This is a genomic window from Acinetobacter tandoii DSM 14970 = CIP 107469 (assembly GCF_000400735.1).
GTDB lineage: Bacteria > Pseudomonadota > Gammaproteobacteria > Pseudomonadales > Moraxellaceae > Acinetobacter > Acinetobacter tandoii.
In genome coordinates this window covers 1-19,010 of the sequence record NZ_KE007371.1, presented here as the reverse complement: position 1 = coordinate 19,010, position 19,010 = coordinate 1, and the positions used below count along the sequence as shown (strand labels likewise).

The 19,010-nt window shown below is 40.3% G+C and carries 21 protein-coding genes; 10 read left to right on the top strand and 11 right to left on the bottom strand.

Translation table 11 applies throughout. The features are described from left to right. Positions 1 to 49: 49 nt before the first annotated feature. Positions 50 to 652, top strand: a complete 603-nt coding sequence (gene wrbA, locus I593_RS15710) for an NAD(P)H:quinone oxidoreductase (RefSeq protein ID WP_016168561.1) — start codon at positions 50 to 52, stop codon at positions 650 to 652. Positions 653 to 714: 62 nt separating this feature from the next. On the opposite strand, the gene I593_RS15705 is transcribed toward wrbA, so the two are convergent. From I593_RS15705 to I593_RS15685, 5 genes are all read right to left on the bottom strand, one after another. Next, complete coding sequence (locus I593_RS15705; protein ID WP_016168560.1) at positions 715 to 1,083, bottom strand: hypothetical protein; 369 nt, start codon at positions 1,081 to 1,083, stop codon at positions 715 to 717. A gap of 251 nt (positions 1,084 to 1,334) precedes the next feature. Beyond that, positions 1,335 to 2,399: a sensor domain-containing diguanylate cyclase gene (locus tag I593_RS15700; protein WP_016168559.1), complete on the bottom strand. Its 1,065-nt coding sequence runs from the start codon at positions 2,397 to 2,399 to the stop codon at positions 1,335 to 1,337. Between the two features lie 273 nt (positions 2,400 to 2,672). Next, positions 2,673 to 3,248 carry a xanthine phosphoribosyltransferase gene (locus I593_RS15695; protein ID WP_016168558.1) on the bottom strand — a complete coding sequence of 192 codons (576 nt, stop codon included), beginning with the start codon at positions 3,246 to 3,248 and terminating at the stop codon, positions 2,673 to 2,675. A gap of 89 nt (positions 3,249 to 3,337) precedes the next feature. Next, entirely contained in the window at positions 3,338 to 4,051 is a 714-nt protein-coding gene (locus I593_RS15690; protein ID WP_016168557.1) for a DUF3108 domain-containing protein, read from the bottom strand. A 166-nt stretch (positions 4,052 to 4,217) separates the two neighbouring features. Then, on the bottom strand, positions 4,218 to 4,901 hold the full coding sequence (locus I593_RS15685) for a hypothetical protein (RefSeq protein WP_016168556.1): 684 nt from the start codon (positions 4,899 to 4,901) through the stop codon (positions 4,218 to 4,220). Between the two features lie 229 nt (positions 4,902 to 5,130). Here I593_RS15685 and I593_RS15680 point away from each other — a divergent pair, with 229 nt between their 5' ends. Continuing rightward, positions 5,131 to 6,012 carry an energy transducer TonB gene (locus I593_RS15680; protein ID WP_016168555.1) on the top strand — a complete coding sequence of 294 codons (882 nt, stop codon included), beginning with the start codon at positions 5,131 to 5,133 and terminating at the stop codon, positions 6,010 to 6,012. Here the strand turns inward: I593_RS15680 and I593_RS15675 are convergent. The 4 genes from I593_RS15675 to miaB form a co-directional block, all read right to left on the bottom strand. Next, positions 6,009 to 6,314 (bottom strand): antibiotic biosynthesis monooxygenase family protein, encoded by a 306-nt coding sequence (locus I593_RS15675; RefSeq protein ID WP_016168554.1) that lies wholly within the window; start codon positions 6,312 to 6,314, stop codon positions 6,009 to 6,011. The two genes, I593_RS15680 and I593_RS15675, sit on opposite strands and share 4 nt — an antisense overlap. Positions 6,315 to 6,392: 78 nt before the next feature. Then, positions 6,393 to 6,875 (bottom strand): rRNA maturation RNase YbeY, encoded by a 483-nt coding sequence (gene ybeY, locus I593_RS15670; protein WP_016168553.1) that lies wholly within the window; start codon positions 6,873 to 6,875, stop codon positions 6,393 to 6,395. Between the two features lie 18 nt (positions 6,876 to 6,893). After that, entirely contained in the window at positions 6,894 to 7,970 is a 1,077-nt protein-coding gene (locus tag I593_RS15665) for a PhoH family protein (RefSeq protein ID WP_016168552.1), read from the bottom strand. A 39-nt stretch (positions 7,971 to 8,009) separates the two neighbouring features. After that, the gene (gene miaB / locus I593_RS15660) at positions 8,010 to 9,467 is read right to left on the bottom strand and encodes a tRNA (N6-isopentenyl adenosine(37)-C2)-methylthiotransferase MiaB (RefSeq protein WP_016168551.1); all 1,458 of its coding nucleotides are present in this window, start codon (positions 9,465 to 9,467) and stop codon (positions 8,010 to 8,012) included. A gap of 411 nt (positions 9,468 to 9,878) precedes the next feature. Here miaB and I593_RS15655 point away from each other — a divergent pair, with 411 nt between their 5' ends. The 5 genes from I593_RS15655 to I593_RS15635 all read left to right on the top strand — a co-directional run bounded on the left by I593_RS15655 (position 9,879) and on the right by I593_RS15635 (position 14,453). Then, on the top strand, positions 9,879 to 11,774 hold the full coding sequence (locus I593_RS15655) for a lytic transglycosylase domain-containing protein (RefSeq protein ID WP_016168550.1): 1,896 nt from the start codon (positions 9,879 to 9,881) through the stop codon (positions 11,772 to 11,774). 37 nt (positions 11,775 to 11,811) lie between these two features. After that, entirely contained in the window at positions 11,812 to 12,477 is a 666-nt protein-coding gene (locus I593_RS15650) for a ribonuclease T2 family protein (RefSeq protein WP_016168549.1), read from the top strand. A 171-nt stretch (positions 12,478 to 12,648) separates the two neighbouring features. After that, positions 12,649 to 13,635: a malate dehydrogenase gene (locus I593_RS15645; protein ID WP_016168548.1), complete on the top strand. Its 987-nt coding sequence runs from the start codon at positions 12,649 to 12,651 to the stop codon at positions 13,633 to 13,635. Positions 13,636 to 13,798: 163 nt separating this feature from the next. Beyond that, entirely contained in the window at positions 13,799 to 14,056 is a 258-nt protein-coding gene (locus I593_RS15640; RefSeq protein WP_026441153.1) for a DUF2789 family protein, read from the top strand. 145 nt (positions 14,057 to 14,201) lie between these two features. Next, complete coding sequence (locus I593_RS15635) at positions 14,202 to 14,453, top strand: DUF2789 family protein (RefSeq protein ID WP_016168546.1); 252 nt, start codon at positions 14,202 to 14,204, stop codon at positions 14,451 to 14,453. Positions 14,454 to 14,537: 84 nt separating this feature from the next. On the opposite strand, the gene I593_RS15630 is transcribed toward I593_RS15635, so the two are convergent. Together I593_RS15630 and I593_RS15625 are read right to left on the bottom strand one after the other, a co-directional pair. Beyond that, a complete protein-coding gene (locus I593_RS15630; RefSeq protein ID WP_016168545.1) occupies positions 14,538 to 15,065 on the bottom strand; it encodes a hypothetical protein in 528 nt (175 codons plus the stop codon). A 59-nt stretch (positions 15,066 to 15,124) separates the two neighbouring features. Next, positions 15,125 to 15,727 carry a 2OG-Fe(II) oxygenase gene (locus tag I593_RS15625; RefSeq protein WP_016168544.1) on the bottom strand — a complete coding sequence of 201 codons (603 nt, stop codon included), beginning with the start codon at positions 15,725 to 15,727 and terminating at the stop codon, positions 15,125 to 15,127. A gap of 115 nt (positions 15,728 to 15,842) precedes the next feature. On the opposite strand from I593_RS15625, the gene I593_RS15620 reads away from it, so the two are divergent. From I593_RS15620 to I593_RS15610, 3 genes are read left to right on the top strand one after another with little or no spacing between them, the layout of a single operon-like run. Continuing rightward, positions 15,843 to 16,700, top strand: a complete 858-nt coding sequence (locus I593_RS15620; RefSeq protein ID WP_016168543.1) for a 23S rRNA (adenine(2030)-N(6))-methyltransferase RlmJ — start codon at positions 15,843 to 15,845, stop codon at positions 16,698 to 16,700. 46 nt (positions 16,701 to 16,746) lie between these two features. After that, the gene (gene pssA, locus I593_RS15615; protein WP_016168542.1) at positions 16,747 to 17,571 is read left to right on the top strand and encodes a CDP-diacylglycerol--serine O-phosphatidyltransferase; all 825 of its coding nucleotides are present in this window, start codon (positions 16,747 to 16,749) and stop codon (positions 17,569 to 17,571) included. A 31-nt stretch (positions 17,572 to 17,602) separates the two neighbouring features. Then, complete coding sequence (locus I593_RS15610) at positions 17,603 to 18,676, top strand: DUF6670 family protein (protein ID WP_016168541.1); 1,074 nt, start codon at positions 17,603 to 17,605, stop codon at positions 18,674 to 18,676. The last annotated feature ends 334 nt before the right edge of the window (positions 18,677 to 19,010 follow it).

The following is a 19,010-nucleotide window of genomic DNA, read 5'->3' as shown; positions in this document are numbered from 1 at the left end:
TGGGAAAAATACCGTATAGTTTTCATTTTTAGCTTAGATCATAAATGTCATGCAACCTTATGTCCTTGTTTTATATTACAGCAAATATGGTTCAACTAAAGAAATGGCGCATTTGATTGCCAATGGTGTCGAGTCGACAGGGATAGCCGTCAAGATTCGTACTGTTCCCAATTTGGCTACAGTGGTGACGGAGGCAGCAGCAAGCATTCCTGCTGAAGGAGATATTTACTGTACTTTGGAGGATTTACAGTATTGTTCGGGTTTGGCTTTAGGTTCACCAACGCGGTTTGGCAATATGGCATCAGAAATGAAATATTTTTGGGATCAGACCACCAGTTTATGGCTAAATGGTGCTTTACACGATAAACCCGCCTGTGTTTTCACGGCTTCGGGTTCTATGCATGGCGGACAGGAAAGTACACTGTTGACGATGCTTCCTCCATTATTTCATCATGGGATGATGGTGATGGGGTTAACCAATGCGCAGGCTGCATTATCGAATACCAAAACAGGGGGAACACCTTATGGTGCGAGTCATGTGAGTGGTCCACGCCATGATCAGCAATTGAGTCAAGATGAAAAAGTACTCTGTACTGAACAAGGACGCCGTTTAGCCACTATCGTACAAAAACTACAGACGACGCAAGTTTAATTTGAAAGGTCAGCATCATCAGAATGTTGACCTTTTGCTTTTAAAGCCTAGTGAGTAATAGCTTAAGTGTTCTCAATTTTTTGCTTAAAGCGATAATGACATTTTGAACATTTGTAATCGAGAAAAATATTCTTATCAATCACGACACCTGCTTTCTTGCCAAAATAGTTGCCTAGAAAGCCCCCTGTAATCCCGACACTAATTCCACCAATAAAAGTACCTACTGTACCGCCTACAATAACGCCCAAAGGGCCAGCTACAGCGCCAATAGCGGCGCCTGTTGAGGCTCCAGTTGCAGCACCACCGACAGTTCCTGCTGCAACGCCTGCTGAACCGAGTAAAACTCCACTGGCTTTTTTCAGGTGTTGGTCATGGTCACGTTTTTCAACGTCATTTGAACCACATTTAGGACAGAGAATCGTATTTTCCATAGATGATTTGCCTTTGCGTGCCGTAAACTCAATCACGAGATACAGCAATTTTCGTCAAGATTCACGTTTTAGCAGAACCACCATGTGCTGCTGTGACTTGTATGAATTTACTAAGTCTGTAAATCTAAGGTGAATTCTAGCGAAAAAGAACGGCAATGTGTTTAATTGAGTTGTAAGCACAGCGCTCTTCTATAATTAATAATGAAGAAAATATGAAGCAAGTATAAGAGCATTTGGTTTTGTATTTAAACTTATATGCTAAGAGTAGGCACATCGAAGTGGACTCGATTACGTCCTGCCAGTTTAGCTTGATATAACGCTTTATCCGCACGTTTGAAGACGGTTTCTGCATTCAAGTCTGTGATCTGTGCTTCGGCTACCCCAATACTGACGGTAAAACAGATGATTTCTTCTTGATATGGAAGTTTCATATCTTCGATGGCAGTACGTATTTGTTTAAATCGATTTACTGCATCTTTTACAGCATGGGTAGGAAAAATAATGGCAAATTGCTCCCCCCCAATTCGTGCAAGAAAATCATGCTCATTTAAATGAGATTGAATGTGTTCACACATTTGCTGAAGCACATAGTCTCCAGCTTGATGACCATAAAAATCATTTAAAGTTTTGAAGTGATCAATATCGAGGATACCCATACTAAAAGGGGTCTGGGTATTAAAAAACAGCAGCATGTGTTGGTTGCTTTGCTGAGTAAACATACGTCGGTTAAAAGTACCAGTCAATTCATCGGTAGAAGTGAGTTTTTGCATTTCTTGCACCTGTAGGTGCAACTTAATGTTTAATCCAATCCAGTTTGCTAAGCATTGTAATAATATGGCTTGTTGCTTTGTGTAATGAAACTTGGCTCGGTCGGCAACATTTAATGTACCTAAGCATTTCCCCTTATGCATTAAAGGCGCATCCATGCATGACCCCATGCCATTTTGAGCCAACATATGGCAATCTAATTCTTCAAATAAGGTGACATCATCGCAAATTCGAAGTGTCGCGGTACTAAAAACACGTCCAACAAATGTCTGTTGAATGGGAACTTTAAATTCAAGCGGAATCGCCTGATTACCTGATATGGAATACAGTTTAAGAAAATGAGCCCGATCATATAGGGTAATACTCGTACGTTCAGCTTGAAAGATCTGTGAAATCCAGAACGCAATTTTATCTAAAAGACTCTGTAGGCAATCTGCTTGTGCAAGATCATGAATGAAATTGATTGGAAGTTGAATGTAATCGTGTTCATTCAGTGGAGTTAATTGATTTGGAGGATATATTCGTTCAACCATTTTATTGTTGTTCATTGCAGCAAGATTCTCTAAATTCAACAACCCATTTAAGACGTTTTCTTATTGGAGTTGAATGTTGATAAAATGAGTTGTTCGGTGGTTGTATTTAAAGTGCAGATTCGATCTTAATACATCTGAAAACACAGGTAATTACATACTAAGCATTTTTTCTGAGTTTTTCTAAAAAAAGATGAAACTATTCAGGATAAAAACATCTTCGTGTTTACTCATACAGCCAGACAAAATAAAAAAGAGCGCTTAAGCGCTCTTTAAATACAGTATTTGCACTTAGTCGCGCTCAAATTCAACTGTACCAGTGGCTAAAGATTTTACACGTGCCAAAGATTCAACACGGTAACCTTTTTCCAAAAGTAACGCACGACCAGGCTGGAATGATTTTTCAATCACAATACCAATACCTACAACTTCAGCTTGGGCTTGGTGAATCAAATCGGCAAGACCTAAAGCAGCTTGACCATTCGCCAAGAAGTCATCAATCACCAATACTTTATCAGTAGAGCTGATGTGTTTATTTGAAATTGCAATGGTGCTTTCAATTTGCTTGGTAAATGAGAAGACTTTTGAACGGTATAAATCATCTTTTAAAGTTAAAGACTGATATTTACGTGCAAAAATGACAGGCACACCGAGTTCTAAACCAGCCATAACAGCAGGTGCAATACCTGATGCTTCAATCGTGATGATTTTGGTGATTCCCGCATCTTTAAATAGACGCGCAAATTCTTGACCAATTTGTTGCATCATAACTGGGTCAATTTGGTGGTTTAAGAAAGAATCGACTTTCAGAACTTGATCAGAGAGAACGATACCTTCTGCTAAGATTTTCTGTTCTAGTGCATGCACGGGAGAATCCTCGGGGGCAGGTGCTTTTTCAAGCAAAAGCGTATTTTAAAAAGCACCTGAAAAAATGCAAGTAAAATTGACTAAATGGTCTAATTAGTGGGGCCTTTATATCCAGTTAACAGTAGACCGTAAGATGATTTTCCATCCTGATGGGTTACTTTCACTGGAAGATAATCCAATTTAGGGGCCAACCAGAAAGTTGTATCGCGGCCTGGTTTATCATGTTTCATCACCACTTTAACTGTATCGAAAGTCCCATAAGAAGTTTTAACTTTTTCAGAACCTTGCTTAACAAACTGGCGAGATTCGACTTCTTTGGCATCAGCAATCAAATAAGACGATTTCATGCCAACACCTTTCAAGTCCTCACGGATTTGTAATTCAGCATTCAGCTCATCCAGTACGCCAGCTTTCCAAGCAAATGAACGCGCTTTATCATCTTTTTTAGTGTTAATGGTTTTGGCACTTGGATTGAAGTTGATGTTCATGGTGTTATTGTGCACCAAAATTTTGCTGGTTCGACTGAAGCTATTGGAATTAATTTTGCCCGCATTGAAACCAAAGCGACTAGTTTCAGATGCAGAGGCAATTGCCCCAGCTTTGGCTGCAAAAACATAGGTCCAGGTATTTCCTGATTTGCTTAAGGTACGAGTTGCCGAGCCCATGTTCTTGCCATTGTAGTTAAATTGATAACTTGCTTGGAAGGGACTCATGGCGAATGCTTGGCTTGAAAAGCCAGTAAATAACAATGTAGAGGCAATACCTGTCGTCATTGCTATTGTTTTCAAAACATTTTTAGCCATTAGTGAAAGTGTTCCTGTGAAGTTTAAAATAAGTGCAGTGTAAAATTACACTCGTTTATTATGCCTATGTATTATGAAGATAAAATCTGCTTTTTTGTGCAAAGTGTATCTTTCCTGTAGCATTTTTTCTTGGTATTTTGCGCCAATTTAGACGTGAAATTTGTCCCTATTTGTGCTTTTTTTTAATAGGTGTGACTTGGTTTTCAGGAATACCTTCATGTGCCCAATCTTCAATTTCATCTTCAGTCATTTTGCCAAATAAGGCGGCTAAATTAACATTACCTAAAACCAGCAATTCAGCTTCGCGCAAAACCGCATGATTAACATGTACTTTATTAAGTGTATCCAGAATCGAGCGTTTTTTACCTAGCCAGCGATTCAAATCTAGATGTAATAAATCATCTTTTACCTTAATCACATTCAATTTTTCAAGAATCATGCCTAAAGGATCTTTATTTAGAATTTTTTGATAGAAATAGATCGCAGCATTAAAACCAAGTTTATGGAACACATTTTGAAATTTAGCTTCTATGACCTGCGTATCGCTAATTTGCTCGAATACAATCAGTTGAATGTCTCTATTCATTTCCATTTGTACCAGCTTTAGATCTACAGAAAGGGTGGTATAAATCCCTTTAAACTCTAAAGTGGCATATAAACGTAACCAGTCATCATGTAGGTCGGCATGCAAATCTTTTAGCATTTTCACATTGTCTGTGACAAAGCGTTGGAAAGTCGCATTTAAAAAGACTTGTGAAAGTGGAAATTCACGTTCATCTTCAATAAAGCCTTCTGCTTTTTGGTACACTTGATGTAGCCGTTTAGAAATATTGGAAAGTAGCGTTTGCATAAAGGCATCCTAGCAAGTGAATCTACTGGCTTTTGATTAATTTTGCTGAATTGTATTTAAAATACAAAAATTCAATCTTGCAGTTTAGCAAAATTAATTGCACCATTTTCAGTATTTTAAGGCAGTGATTCTGTTGTATTGATGAACTTTGGGTTTTATCAACATAATAGCAACCAAGTCAAAATTTTACTGTATATGCAGTGTGGGGAAGGCAGTTTGTCGGTTAGTTATGATCCTGAATAAAATAAATTATACGCCTTTATTGCGCACGTGGTGGAAAGACCCGATTTTTACAACTGCGGTGGGTTTTGCGCTGGCTTTACACCTCGCTGTTTTAGCTATTGAATTTGCTGCACCCACACAACAGGATGCGGCGGTGAAGGAAATTGCAGTGACGTTACGACCAAGCGAACAGAAGGTTGAACAAGCTGATTTTCTGGCACAAGCAGATCAGAAAGGTTCAGGAACATTCCGCGAAGCACATCGAATGTCGAGTGACATGCCAGCACCCATGCTGGAGCAAAGTGCGGGTGAAAAGCAGATGGAAACCCTGCAAAAGACCCAACAAAAGCGTGAACTGAATTTTGAAGAAAAAGTCTTGATGACCACGCTGAGTTGGCAAAAGCAGGCTGAACAAACTCGTCGGAAAAAGGCGATGGATGAATTAAACAGTCAGTTCCAAGCCAAAGCCGCCATGGTAGCAAGTCTGGAAGCACAATATTTACAGCGTCAACAGAATTTTAGCCGCCAACAGAAAATTAAAACGGTCGATGGTATTCAAGCCAAGCAAGACGTTACAGCGGCATATTTAGAAAAATTTAGACAGAAAGTTGAATTTTACGGCAACCGTTATTATCCAGATCAAGCAAAACAACAGCGGTTGGCAGGTGAAGTTCGCTTGATGGTCATTCTGAACCGTAATGGTGGGATTCGGGCTATTCGTTTAATTGAAAGCTCTGGACATGACTTACTCGATGAAGCCGCGAAAGCATCGGTACGTAAAGCAGCACCATTTACTGGATTTGACCGTAATATGAAAGATATCTCCGAGTTACGCATTGTCCGAACATGGCGTTTTGACCCTGCGGAAGCCGAGTTTGAAGTCCATTAAATTGAATGGGCTGAATGAGCATAGTGGCGCTCAATCTTACAAATTTCTACACTAAAGGATTGATACCATTGTTCTTTGCCTAATTGCTGTGCCACTTGATGTTCGGCATCGTGATGCCATGCTTGAATGTCTGCCAAGCTGTTCCAGTAAGACAATGCAATTTCAAAGTCTTGCTCGGAAATGGCTTCAAACTTTTGACAATTAAACTGACTCAGTGCTTTTTCGCGTAACAACTGCGCTGTTTGAGAATATTGTTCATCTAGGGCTTTAATTTTGGCTTTAAAAATGACCACGTACTTCATGGTTGTCCTGTCTTCGCTAATTGATATTTGTCATTATTGTTGACATAAAAAAGCGAGCCGAAGCTCGCATTTTTGGATCTACGCTTGTTCTAAATAGGGATTGTCAAAACCCAGTTTAGCCAATATTTCAATTTCTAAGGCTTCCATTTCTTCGGCATCTGCTTCAGAGGTTTCATGGTCGTAGCCCATTAAGTGTAAAGTGCCATGCACCAGCATATGTGTAAAATGAGCAAGCGGTGTCTTGTTTTGCTCCTGTGCTTCTAAAAGCACAACTGGAATACAAATGACTAAATCACCAATTGGAAATGAATCAAGAACTTGAGCCATTTCATCAGGTAGGTCGCTTGGAAAAGATAAGACATTGGTCGGTTTATCTTTACCGCGATATTCCAAATTCAATTTATGGCTTTCATCATTATTGACACAGGCAATACCTATTTCACAGTCACTTTGTGTATCGATATGGCGTAAGCTGGTTTCTACGATTTTTTTGAGATAAGCGCGTTTCAGTACCAACGCTGGGGACTGAAACGACTGTTGTAGAGAAAGACTAAGTTTCAAAATGAATCCTTAAAGCGGTTAATCTTGTGCATCCGCAGCAGCATCATTTTCAGCAATTAAGGCTTCTTGACGCGCTTTACGTTCTGCACGTGCTTCGGCACTCAGGCGTTGTTGTTCGCTATCCCAACCTTCGTAAGCTTCTACGATTTTTTGTACCAGTTGATGACGGACCACATCACGAGAATGGAAGCGGGTGATGTGAATTTCTTTCACATTTTCAATGACACGTAGTGCATGCGCGAGACCTGACTGCTGACCACGTGGTAAATCGACTTGCGTGACATCACCAGTAATCACCGCACGTGAACCAAAGCCTAAACGAGTCAGGAACATTTTCATTTGTTCAGGCGTAGTATTTTGTGCTTCGTCCAGAATGACAAAAGAATGATTTAAGGTACGACCACGCATGTAGGCCAGTGGAGCGACTTCAATCACTTGACGTTCAATCAGTTTAGCCACTTTTTCAAAACCGAGCATTTCATACAAGGCATCATATAAAGGACGCAGGTATGGATCGATTTTCTGGCTTAAGTCACCCGGTAGGAAACCGAGTTTTTCACCTGCTTCAACCGCAGGACGCACCAGTAAAATTCGTTGGATTTCATTGCGTTCTAACATGTCGACTGCTGCAGCAACGGCAAGATAGGTTTTACCTGTCCCCGCAGGGCCAATACCAAATGAAATATCGCTTTGCAGAATCCGCTGAACATAGCGTCGTTGGTTTGCACCGCGTGGATTAATCCGACCTTTACGGGTTTGTAGATAAACGTCCTCTAAACCTGTGTGGCCATTATCAGAAAAGTCTTCTTGAATTTCACGGTCAGTTTGACTGCCTTGAATCATCATGTGGATGACGTCGGCAGTAATTTGTTGAGAGGTTTCAGCTTCTTCATGCAGACGTTGCAAGAGTGTCTCGGCTCTTTCGACTGCGTCAATCTCCCCATCGATGTAGAAATAATCACCTCGATGGGAAATTTGGACATCTAGACGTTGTTCAATTTGTTTCAAGTGACCGTTATAAGCACCGAGCATGCTCTTTAAACGCTCCATTGAAATACCAGGAAAAGTTACTGTACGTCGAATCGCTGCAGTCAAGAGAGTTCCTTTATGGTAGCTTGAATCTATACCCTTACATTACGCCACGTCAGGCTCAAGATTCAAGAGTTCACCATAAACAAAATTCAAAGTTTTAATCTCAGTAATTTCGATTTCTGCGAAACGTCCAACCCATGTTGCATCACCAATGAAGCTCACGTAACGGGTGTTATCTGCTGTACCAATCAATAAGTTTGGATCTTTATCCGAAACTTTTTCGATCAAAACTCGTTGAATGGTGCCGAGCATGGCATCTGTCTTTTCAATACTAGATTGCTTAATCCACTTTTGAACCTTGGCTAAGCGCTCCTTTTTCACCTCTTCAGGAGTCGTATCCTCAAGGTCAGATGCAGGTGTACCTGGGCGTTTTGAATACACGAAACTATAAGAATGGTCGAAGTCCATATCTTTGATAAATTGATAAGTTTCTTCAAAATGAGCATCAGTTTCGCCTGGGAAGCCGATAATGAAGTCACTTGATAAATGCATATCAGGACGCACTTTACGTAACTTAGCAATTTTGTCGATATAGACATCAATGGTGTGGTTTCGTTTCATCGCTTGCAGTACATCGTTTGAACCACTTTGTACAGGCAAATGCAGATGCGATACCATTTGTGGTAAGTCACGGTAGCATTGAATCAAATCATCGTTAAACTCAAGCGGATGTGAGGTGGTATAACGCAAACGACCAATCCCCGGAATTTCTGCAACAAGACGTAACAAGTCTGCAAAAGTACAGATATTGCCTTCGAAAGTTTCACCGCGGTAACCATTTACATTTTGACCGAGCAAAGAAATTTCTCGTACGCCTTTTTCGGCTAAGGTGGCAATTTCTGCTAAAACATCATCCAGTGGACGTGAAACTTCTTCACCACGGGTGTAAGGCACCACACAGAATGAACAATATTTTGAACAACCTTCCATAATTGAAACAAAAGCCTTGTAACCTTCCACACGTGGTTCAGGTAAAAAGTCGAATTTTTCAATATCTGGGAAAGAAATATCCACCAGTTTGATTTTTTCTTTCTTGGGTTTTTCGATTTGTTCGAAGTGCTGATCGAGCATTTGTGGCAAACGGTGCAAAGTTTGTGGACCAAAAATCATGTCGACATAATTGGCACGTTTTTGAATGTTGTCGCCTTCTTGAGAGGCCACACAACCACCTACACCAATAATCAGGTCTGGATTTTTATCTTTCAGCTTGCGCCAGCGCCCCAACTCGGAAAACACTTTTTCTTGGGCTTTTTCACGAATAGAGCAGGTATTCATCAGTAGAATATCCGCTTCTTTCGGGTCTTGAGTCAGAACATAGCCGTGTGAGTCGCCAAGTAAGTCTGCCATACGGTGACTGTCATACTCATTCATCTGACACCCTTGCGTTTCGATATACAGTTTTTTAACTGATCCATCGGTGGCTGGGGTGTGCTGTGGCTGGTTAACAGTGTTTTCTGAGGCAGCGTTGGCACCATTCGGGATGAAGGTTTGAACCGTCATGTAGGCTCCTAACAGGATAAAACGGAAAAACGTGTAAAAACTGTATCTGCGTGATGCGTTGGCGATAAAAATCGACAGTGGCGAGCGCAGAAACACGACTAAACACGAGAGCAATATAAGGAAGGCACATATTTTAGCAGGATTTACAGAAAAACGGTCAGCTTTAAATATCGAAGCAAAAATATTGATTTATGAAGCAAAAATGTTTGAAAATTAATATTGTCTTATCAGAAGGTTACATAACACAACAACAGAGTAGTTGGAGAATATTCTAAACTAGCTGCATGAACGAAGTGTTTATATTGAGATTGGGTCGAATAGGTTAAAATAAAGGATGAAGGCACACATATGTTAAATCGGTGGATACATAAAAAAAATTATTATCACGTACTTGCATGGAGTGTGGCTTCAATGGGCATATTGGGTCATGCCTATGCAGCAGATGAACAATTTAATGATGCTTTACAAGCGGCCAATTCTGGCAATACTCAATTATTACAACAATATCAAATGTCCATGCAAAATGATGTATTGGGCTATTACCCAGAATATTGGGCTTTAAACGCCAATTTGGGCTTTCAGCCAGCAAATAATATTATTGATTTTGCTCGCCGTTATCCTCAATCTGCGATGGCGGAAAAATTAGCCGCCGATTATGTAGAAGAAAAAGTCAAGCAAGCCGATTTTAGTACTGCACAGCCTGTTTTACCTTATGTGACCAATCCAGATCAGGCAGAAAGTTGTGCAGTTGCACAAGTGCGGGCGAAAACAGGGGATAGTTTAGTTTTTGCAGAATACAAAGATGTTTGGCTAACAACAAATTCTCAACCTGAATCCTGTACAGGTTTAGCTCGACAAATGCTGTCGAGTCCTTTAATGACTCAGCAAGATAAGCAACAACGCTTATGGAGCTTGTTACGTGCGGGTCAATCTGGACAAGCTATTGCCACAGCACAAACCTTGGGGTTGAATTTAAGCCTTGCGCAGTTGAACAAGATTCAAGCTGATCCATTGAATTATGTCTGGTCTGCACCTAAAGCAACCGCAGAAGACCATGCGTATTTAATCTTTGCAATGGGACGCATGGCAGACAGTGATTTGGATGCAGCAATTTCATCTGTACAGCGTGCTGCGCAGGGAACACCAGAGGCTATACAAAAAGCTTTGTATCGTGTAGTCGGTTATATTGGTGGTACGACTGTAATGAAAAATAATTTCAAGCGTGAAGTGTTAAATAATTTGGATGCCAGTTATGGCTTGCCATTTAGTCCAGAAGAAGCAGAAATCTATGCGCGTCAAGCCATCCGTTTCAGTGCTTGGGAAAGTCTGATTCGTGCTATTGATGCCATGAGTGTCAATCAAAAGCAAGAAGATCGTTGGCAATATTGGTTGGCTCGTGCTTATGAACAGCGTAATGATGCACATGCAAAACGTAGCGCGCAGGAAATTTTCCGCAAATTGGCTCAAGGAGACCAGTATCATAATTTACTGGCCAAAGACCATGTGGGGCAACGATACAGTACGATTCCGAATAATGTACAGCCAAGCAACAATGACATGCAGCGCTTAAGTCAAGATATTCACTTTAATCGGGCTTTTGCTTTACGTAATGTTAATGCACCTGATAGCTATGTGAACCGTGAATGGAATTGGGCGGTGCGTCAAGCCTATTTAAAACATGATGATGGTCTATTATTAGCAGCAGCGAAACGTGCAACCGATATGGGCTGGTATGATCGTGCCATTTATGCAGCAGATCGTACCGAGAATAAGCATAACTATGCCTATCGCTATGCGATGCCTCATCAAAGTTATGTGGTTAGCCATAGCCAGAATGCAGGAATTGACCCAGCATGGGCATATGGCCTAATGCGTCAAGAAAGTCGTTTTGTTTCGAGTGCTCGCTCACATGTCGGCGCAGGTGGTTTAATGCAGATCATGCCAGATACAGCGAGATTGGTTGCCAAGCAAATGGGGGAAACTTATAATCCTGCCGCGTTATCGGATATGAATACCAATATTCGTTATGGAACGTTTTATTTGTCGATGATTAATAGCCAATTAAGCAGTAACCCAGTGTTGGCGACTGCAGGATATAATGCTGGACCGAATCGGGCGCGTCGTTGGCAACCTGATGATCGACCACTGGCTGCAGATCAATATACGGAAACCATTCCTTTGAACGAAACTCGAGACTATGTCAAACAAGTCATGACCAATGCCACGCATTATGGGGTCTTGTTGGGGCAGGGAGCACAGTCTATTGGAAATCGTATGCAGGTTATTCCTTATCGCGGTACGCCATAAATTTATTGTGTAAGCAGCATGAGAAGGGCGAGTATTCATGTGGTTTGATGTAGTTGAAAACATTCAGATTAAAGTGTCCTGCCTAATCATAGGTGGCTTAGGTCTGGCTGTTTGTACACAAATCACCCGTGCCGCTTCTTCTGTTGCACCACATGGCTATGTCATGGAAATCCAAATGACACCTGCTGCATGTATGATGGACAGTCAACGCAATAAACGCCGTAAATGTTTAGAGGGGTATTCCTTAAATATTCTCGGACTATTACCTGAAACAGCACAGCGAGAATGTGAAACCTCATCTTCAGCAAACTTGTCTCCATTACAAGCCAAAGTCGTAGCTAGAGTCATGCCAGATGAAAATGCACGCGTTCAGCTTTGGCAGTCTATTGGTGGTTGTGTGCCAATGGGAGCGAGTCAATATTTCCGCACCATTATTAATTATGCAGAACGTTTAAAGATTCCAGCGGAACTATCAAGCCCAGAAACACGAACTTTGCCGCAGAATCAAATCAAATTACAGTTTTTGCGTTTAAACCCGACTTTGCCAAGTAATGGAATACAGTTGGGATGCCAGAGTTATCGTGGTGAAAACTATCTAACCAAAGTCAATATTTGCTATAAAACCAATGGGCAATATAAACAATGCTCTACTGCTGTAGTTGGTAATTGCCCAAGTCAGATCACAATTAAAGGGTCATACTAAGTTTTTTATGACTGGCGATTTATATTTCCTATCAGACTTTTGTTGAAATTCATGCTCTTTTTTATGCATATGCTTGAGGATTGGAGTACAATCTTTGCCGTTTATGATAATTCGATGAAAACGGACAGACCCGTTTAATCATATTAACGATCCTCAATTGGAGATAATTACATGAAGCAACCTGTTCGCGTTGCCGTTACTGGCGCAGCTGGTCAAATCGGTTACAGCTTATTATTCCGTATCGCTAGCGGTGAAATGCTTGGTAAAGACCAACCCGTTATTTTGCAATTGTTAGAAGTTCCATTTGAGAAAGCTCAAGCTGCGCTTAAAGGCGTAATGATGGAATTAGATGACTGTGCTTTCCCATTATTGGCTGGCATGATCGGTACTGATGATCCTAAAGTTGCATTCAAAGATGCTGACTACGCGTTATTGGTTGGTTCACGTCCACGTGGTCCTGGTATGGAACGTGCTGACTTGTTAAAAGTGAACGGCGAAATCTTTATTGGTCAAGGTCAAGCACTTAACGAAGTTGCTAGCCGTGACGTTAAAGTATTGGTTGTAGGTAACCCTGCAAACACTAACGCTTACATCGCAATGAAATCTGCTCCAGATCTTCCAGCGAAAAACTTCACAGCAATGTTACGTCTTGACCACAACCGTGCATTAACTCAACTTGCGCAAAAAGCGGGTGTTGCAGTTTCTGACATCGAAAACATGACAGTTTGGGGTAACCACTCTCCAACAATGTATGCTGACTACCGTTTTGCAACTGTAAACGGCGAAAGCTTAAAAGACAAAATCAACGATGCAGCTTGGAACAAAGATGTATTCCTTCCAACAGTAGGTAAACGTGGCGCTGCGATCATCGAAGCACGTGGTTTATCTTCTGCTGCATCTGCTGCGAATGCTGCAATCGACCACATGCGCGATTGGGCTCTTGGCACAAACGGCAAATGGGTAACAATGGGTATTCCTTCTGACGGTTCTTATGGTATCCCTGAAGGTGTAATGTTCGGTTTCCCTGTAACAACTGAAAATGGCGAATACAAAATCGTTCAAGGTTTAGAAATTGACGAATTCAGCCGTGAGCGTATCAACTTCACTCTAAATGAGTTAGAAGAAGAACGTGCAGCAGTTGCTGATATGGTGAACTAATTTAATCTTTAATGATTAAGTTAAAAAAGCACTCCATTTAGGGGTGCTTTTTTTATGGATGAATAGAACCAACAAAAAATAACATGCTGAAAAAATATACAGAATGATTTTGTGATGTTATTCAGTTACCTTGAAAAGAGAACAAGGATGCGAGGACAGAATGATGTTTGATGTACAACCCACCTTAGAACTGCTATTTGAACAGTTAGGTTTAAACGCCAGTGAAAGTGATATCGATCAATTTATACGTGAGCATCAATTGGCTGCAGGCGTTGAACTGCATCAAGCCAGTTTTTGGACAGAAGCACAGCGTGAATTTTTACATAGCCACTGGGATAAAGATGATGAATGGGCGATTGTGATTGATACTTTAAATGAGCAATTACATGAAGATGTTGGAGGCATGAATTTCTCAGGTTAATAACAAATAAATACAGGCTGTCGCGCTTTCCTGTAGTTCACAAAAAGCTACAACAAAATCGCCACAGCCTCTTTTTTTGCCTACAGAATTCTTATAACTTAAGTGAATAATAAATTACAGATGAATTGATAAGGGGTAGGAAAGAATGAAAAATAATCCATCCTTAGAGCTACTGTTTTCACAATTAGGTCTGGCGAACAGTCTGGCTGCAATAGAGCTGTATGTTCGTACACATCAACTGCCAGCACATTTATCTTTGCATGAAGCACCATTCTGGAATCGCTCACAACGTGATTTTCTCATTAGTCATTTGGTACAAGATGATGATTGGGCGATCTGGATTGATGAACTCAACCAGCAACTGCATATGGATGCTTATAAATTACAAACGGCTTAAAACCTCAAGCTACTTGTATGCATGTCCACTCTCTACAATAAAAAAGCGCCAAGAAGGGCGCTTTTTAAATACAGCTTTTGACATTTAATGTGGTTTTTGTTGGGTAAGTTGTATGAACCAGAGTGCTTCATGATAAGGTGCAAATGCAGCATGTTGCTGTAACAAGAAAGCATCAAATTCGGAGGTTTGACTATATTTCTTTAACCAATGGCGGCTCAGGGCAGTATCATTTTTACATGCGCTGGCGTAGGCGAGGAAGAAATAGACATCACCATGCTCATGTACAGTTAAAGGCTTTAAAATCTGCTGAGTAATTAAAGCAAAGCGCTGTTCTTTGGTAATTTCAAAGTACAGCATATAAGCCTTCGCTAAATGCAAGGACAAATTTAAATAGGTGCGTAGTGGCATTTCTTCAAATTCAATACGACCTTGTTCAAGCAATACAATCGCTTCTTGTAAAAAGTGAATCTGCTCTTGACGTACACGACTTAAGGTTACCAATGCCAAACGTAAGTCTGCACGTTCTAGTGCTAAATCGGGTGTGTTGCCTTCCAAATATATTTGGTCAGTCTCGCCAATTCGCGCAATAATTTGCTTTGCATCTTTTAGCATTCGTGCAGTCCTCTCAAGTTAAGCCATTTATATAAGGTCGTTTAGAAAGATTTAAAGGTCTACCAAATGCTATTACCACTTCTTAACCAAGCAGTAATTGAAAGACGTTGTTGTTTGGCTTCTATGACTTCATGCAGAAGATCACTCTGAAACAGGGCAATTCGATTCGGTTGAGGCTGAATAATATGCCACTCACCATTTTTATCCTGAAGTCGAAGTTGCCCACCCCAATCGTCTTGCCATTGCTCATGTAAATAATAAACTGTTGAAACAACACGATCATTTTTCTGTTGAGGATTGTCACGATGTAACGCATAAAACTCACCTGCATGGTAACAAGCAAAATGCGCTTCAACTTCACGAATCCCGAGATAAAAGGCCTGATTCAATTGTTCAGATAAAAGCGATAGGGTTGCAACATGGTGTTGAGCGACTGCTAATTCTGGATGAATCCATAAAATATGATCACTGCGAATTTTACTGACTACACCATTTTGAATGGCAGCTTCACGAAACTGATTTAAGTGAGTGGTACATTCATTGACTAAGTTGGTCACATAGTCAGCAGGATAGGCGTGATCAATCAGTGCAAAACCATGTTGGTCAAGATCATCGAGAACTTGATCGATATTCCACGATGCAGGAAGCTTGGAAACAAGCATAGAAGCACAACTCAAAACTAGAAAACTTAACTGCTTTATTCTAGAACAACATATCCGTCGGAATGAAACTATTTTTCATGCTAAAATATCCATTGATTTTAGGAATTAAATAGAAATGAATTACCGTCACCATTTCCATGCAGGCAACTTTGCCGATGTCATGAAGCATGTTTTATTGCTACAGCTTTTGACTCGACTCAATGCAAAAGATAAACCATATCGCTATGTTGATACGCATGGTGGTGCGGGTAAATATGACTTATCTTCCTCAGAAGCACAAAAATCAGGTGAGTTTTTAAATGGTATTCACCGTTTAGTTAAATTGGATGATTCAGTTAAACGTACTGCGCCAGAAGGCGTTCAACAATATTTAAAAATTGTTGAAAAAATGCGTGGGAATTTTGGTAAAGGTGCATATCCAGGTTCACCATGGTTTGCACTGGAAGGTATGCGCGATATTGATAAAGCGACCATTTTTGAAATGCAGCGTGATGTATTTCAACAATTGCGCCATAACATTCATGACAAACGTGCAGGTTTGCATGAACGCGATGCTTACGAAGGTTTACTTGGTGTAATTCCACCGAAAGAAAAACGTGGTTTGGTCATGATTGATCCACCATATGAATTAGAACGTAAAGATTTCCCACAATTGGTTGAGCTTTTGGTTGCAGCTTATAAAAAATGGCCAACAGGTATCTTTGCAGTTTGGTACCCGATTAAAGATCGTGCCATGATTGAACGTTTTGAGAAAAAAATGTTTAAAACAGGTATTCGCCGTCAGCTGGTTTGTGAAGTATGTGTATGGCCAGATGACACCCCAGTGGGCTTAAATGGTTGCGGTTTATTGGTCATCAATCCACCATGGAAGTTCTCTGAAGATGCTGACGAAGCACTACAATGGTTGTTCCCGCATTTACGTATGCAAGAAAATGGCGGTCATGCCGCAGTACGTTGGTTAGTTGGCGAATAATTGCCTTAGATAAAATAAATTAGGTTGCAGATTAGGACATAAAAGAATGACAAATAGCTCTAAACCCGAAGGTGAGTTACATGCTCCAGACCATGACTACGATGGGATTACCTTCGAAGTTGTTGAAGAGGAGCATACTCAAGAAGGGCAAAAGGTCAAACGTCGTGGTATCTATCTGTGGCCGAATTTAATTACCACAGCCGCATTACTCTCGGGTTTTTATTCCATTATTGCTAGTATGAATGGTGAATTTACTCAAGCTATTTATGCCATTTTTATTGCAGCATTGTTTGATGGTTTAGATGGTCGTGTTGCACGTGCAATTGGAGCACAAAGTGCATTCGGAGAGCAGTTTGACTCGCTTTCCGATTTGTTGGCTTTCGGTGTTGCGCCCGCTATCCTTATGTATAGCTGGAGTTTGCATGACTTGGGGCGTATTGGGTTAGCTTGTTGTTTTATCTACACAGCTTGTGCTGCATTTCGTCTTGCTCGATTTAATGTGCAAATCGGTGTCGTCGATAAGCGATACTTTATTGGAGTCGCCAGCCCATTAGCTGCTGTTATGATTATTTCAATGGTTTGGGTTGGTCGTGACTTTCCTAATATTTTTGATCTAAATGAGTTAGGTATTCAGATTGTCAATGCTGCCATTATTGTAGCAGTTGGGCTGTTGATGATTTCTAATATCAAATATTATTCATTTAAAACGGTCGACCGTAAGCGAGTCCCATTTGCGGTATTACCAATCGCGGTATTTATTCTGGCTGCAATGACTTACAATATTCCTGTAGGCATATTAGTGATTTCAATCATTTATGCACTTTCTGGTTTTGTCACTACCTTTCTAGCTCGTAAGCAAACTGCGAGCTAAACATGAGATAATTGTGATGAGGAGCTAGGTTATGCAATTGTTTCAAGATTTTTTAGATCGTTCCAAACAATTGAATCTGGCTCCGAAAAAGTCACACTTAAACTTTCATATCCCTACACGTCAATATACGTTTGTCTATTTCGGCATTATTCTGCCAAATCTTCCAGCACCCCTGCATTACTTTAATTTTATTGGATTGATGGGGGCAGCACATGCGCCGATGTTACGCAATGAGAGTGCAATTCATAGCACTGCAATAGATACGGCAACTATTTTGTGTAGTAGCAGTCCACACATGGTGGGGCAATTGCACAGTTATGCCATGCAACGAGATTGTCATTTTTCCAAAAACTTGTGGCAGTTTTCAAATCATGAGCAAATTTTAGGAAATTTACCAAACTTCCAAATCCAACGTGATGATGATGAATTAAGTTGTCAACTTTCTGTTCAGATCACGACGCAAGTCAGTTACTTTAATAAAATGCGTCTGGGACTTGGAGAACATTGGTCTACACGGTGTTTTTTTGAGGGGCGTATTGCTTATAAAGAACAAATTTTTTCGATTGCACAGCATGGCGTATTCGAGTTTGCGCGTGCAGTCCAGTTTCCTTACCTACCTTTAGCATTTTTTACTTATCAAATTATTCAACTCAACAATGGTGATCAAGTGTTGATGGCGCAAACACGAGATCACTTTAATCGAATTGTTCAATCTCGTATTTATCTTAAATATGCCAATGTTGAACGCACAGAACTTTTTGATGAACAAGTACAGTTCAAAGTACATCGCGTCTATCCCAAAGTAGTAACTCCAAATGGACAAGTCATGTATTTACCAAGAGAGTTTGAATGGAATTATCAAAATAAAACTGGCGATATCATTCAAATACAAGCGCAAAGCCGAGGAGATTTTAAATTCGGATTGGCTGCGGGTTATGTGGGGAGTTTTAAATATCAAATTAAAATCAATGCTCGAGAAGAATATGGTGAAGCAGGCTATTGTGAATATGTGGATTGTCGAGCATTAAAGTGGCAAGAAAAAAATCAAGATGAAAAAATACTCGATGATTTGATGAATACCGTACCTTTTATGCTTAAAAAATAACTTAAAATGCGAATTTTGATTATAAAATGAGCTTATAAACCATATTTTTCAAATAATTTTCGGATAGGGGTTGTGTTGAGTTGAGAATGCTGTAGAATGCACATCCATCGGCGGTGATGCAGATAAAAACTTGTTGATTAACAAGGATTTAGCTTAAGGGTTGAATTTTTGAATTGATTGAATGAGTTTTAAAAAATATCGAAATTACCTGTTGACTTTGATTTAAATTAGAGTAACATAGCCGACCTAGCTTGATGATGATGAATCATCGAGAAGATCATTAAGAGATTATGAAGAACAACTTGTGTGGATTTTTACTGATTGATTGATCGAA

Bases quoted from the DNA above. Each gene is read 5' to 3' on its own strand.
- wrbA (WP_016168561.1), top strand. From the start codon at position 50: ATGCAACCTTATGTCCTTGTTTTATATTACAGCAAATATGGTTCAACT.
- I593_RS15705 (WP_016168560.1), bottom strand. From the start codon at position 1,083: ATGGAAAATACGATTCTCTGTCCTAAATGTGGTTCAAATGACGTTGAA.
- I593_RS15700 (WP_016168559.1), bottom strand. From the start codon at position 2,399: ATGAACAACAATAAAATGGTTGAACGAATATATCCTCCAAATCAATTA.
- I593_RS15690 (WP_016168557.1), bottom strand. From the start codon at position 4,051: ATGGCTAAAAATGTTTTGAAAACAATAGCAATGACGACAGGTATTGCC.
- I593_RS15685 (WP_016168556.1), bottom strand. From the start codon at position 4,901: ATGCAAACGCTACTTTCCAATATTTCTAAACGGCTACATCAAGTGTAC.
- I593_RS15680 (WP_016168555.1), top strand. From the start codon at position 5,131: ATGATCCTGAATAAAATAAATTATACGCCTTTATTGCGCACGTGGTGG.
- I593_RS15675 (WP_016168554.1), bottom strand. From the start codon at position 6,314: ATGAAGTACGTGGTCATTTTTAAAGCCAAAATTAAAGCCCTAGATGAA.
- miaB (WP_016168551.1), bottom strand. From the start codon at position 9,467: ATGACGGTTCAAACCTTCATCCCGAATGGTGCCAACGCTGCCTCAGAA.
- I593_RS15655 (WP_016168550.1), top strand. From the start codon at position 9,879: ATGGGCATATTGGGTCATGCCTATGCAGCAGATGAACAATTTAATGAT.
- I593_RS15650 (WP_016168549.1), top strand. From the start codon at position 11,812: ATGTGGTTTGATGTAGTTGAAAACATTCAGATTAAAGTGTCCTGCCTA.
- I593_RS15645 (WP_016168548.1), top strand. From the start codon at position 12,649: ATGAAGCAACCTGTTCGCGTTGCCGTTACTGGCGCAGCTGGTCAAATC.
- I593_RS15640 (WP_026441153.1), top strand. From the start codon at position 13,799: ATGTTTGATGTACAACCCACCTTAGAACTGCTATTTGAACAGTTAGGT.
- I593_RS15635 (WP_016168546.1), top strand. From the start codon at position 14,202: ATGAAAAATAATCCATCCTTAGAGCTACTGTTTTCACAATTAGGTCTG.
- I593_RS15630 (WP_016168545.1), bottom strand. From the start codon at position 15,065: ATGCTAAAAGATGCAAAGCAAATTATTGCGCGAATTGGCGAGACTGAC.
- I593_RS15625 (WP_016168544.1), bottom strand. From the start codon at position 15,727: ATGCTTGTTTCCAAGCTTCCTGCATCGTGGAATATCGATCAAGTTCTC.
- I593_RS15620 (WP_016168543.1), top strand. From the start codon at position 15,843: ATGAATTACCGTCACCATTTCCATGCAGGCAACTTTGCCGATGTCATG.
- pssA (WP_016168542.1), top strand. From the start codon at position 16,747: ATGACAAATAGCTCTAAACCCGAAGGTGAGTTACATGCTCCAGACCAT.
- I593_RS15610 (WP_016168541.1), top strand. From the start codon at position 17,603: ATGCAATTGTTTCAAGATTTTTTAGATCGTTCCAAACAATTGAATCTG.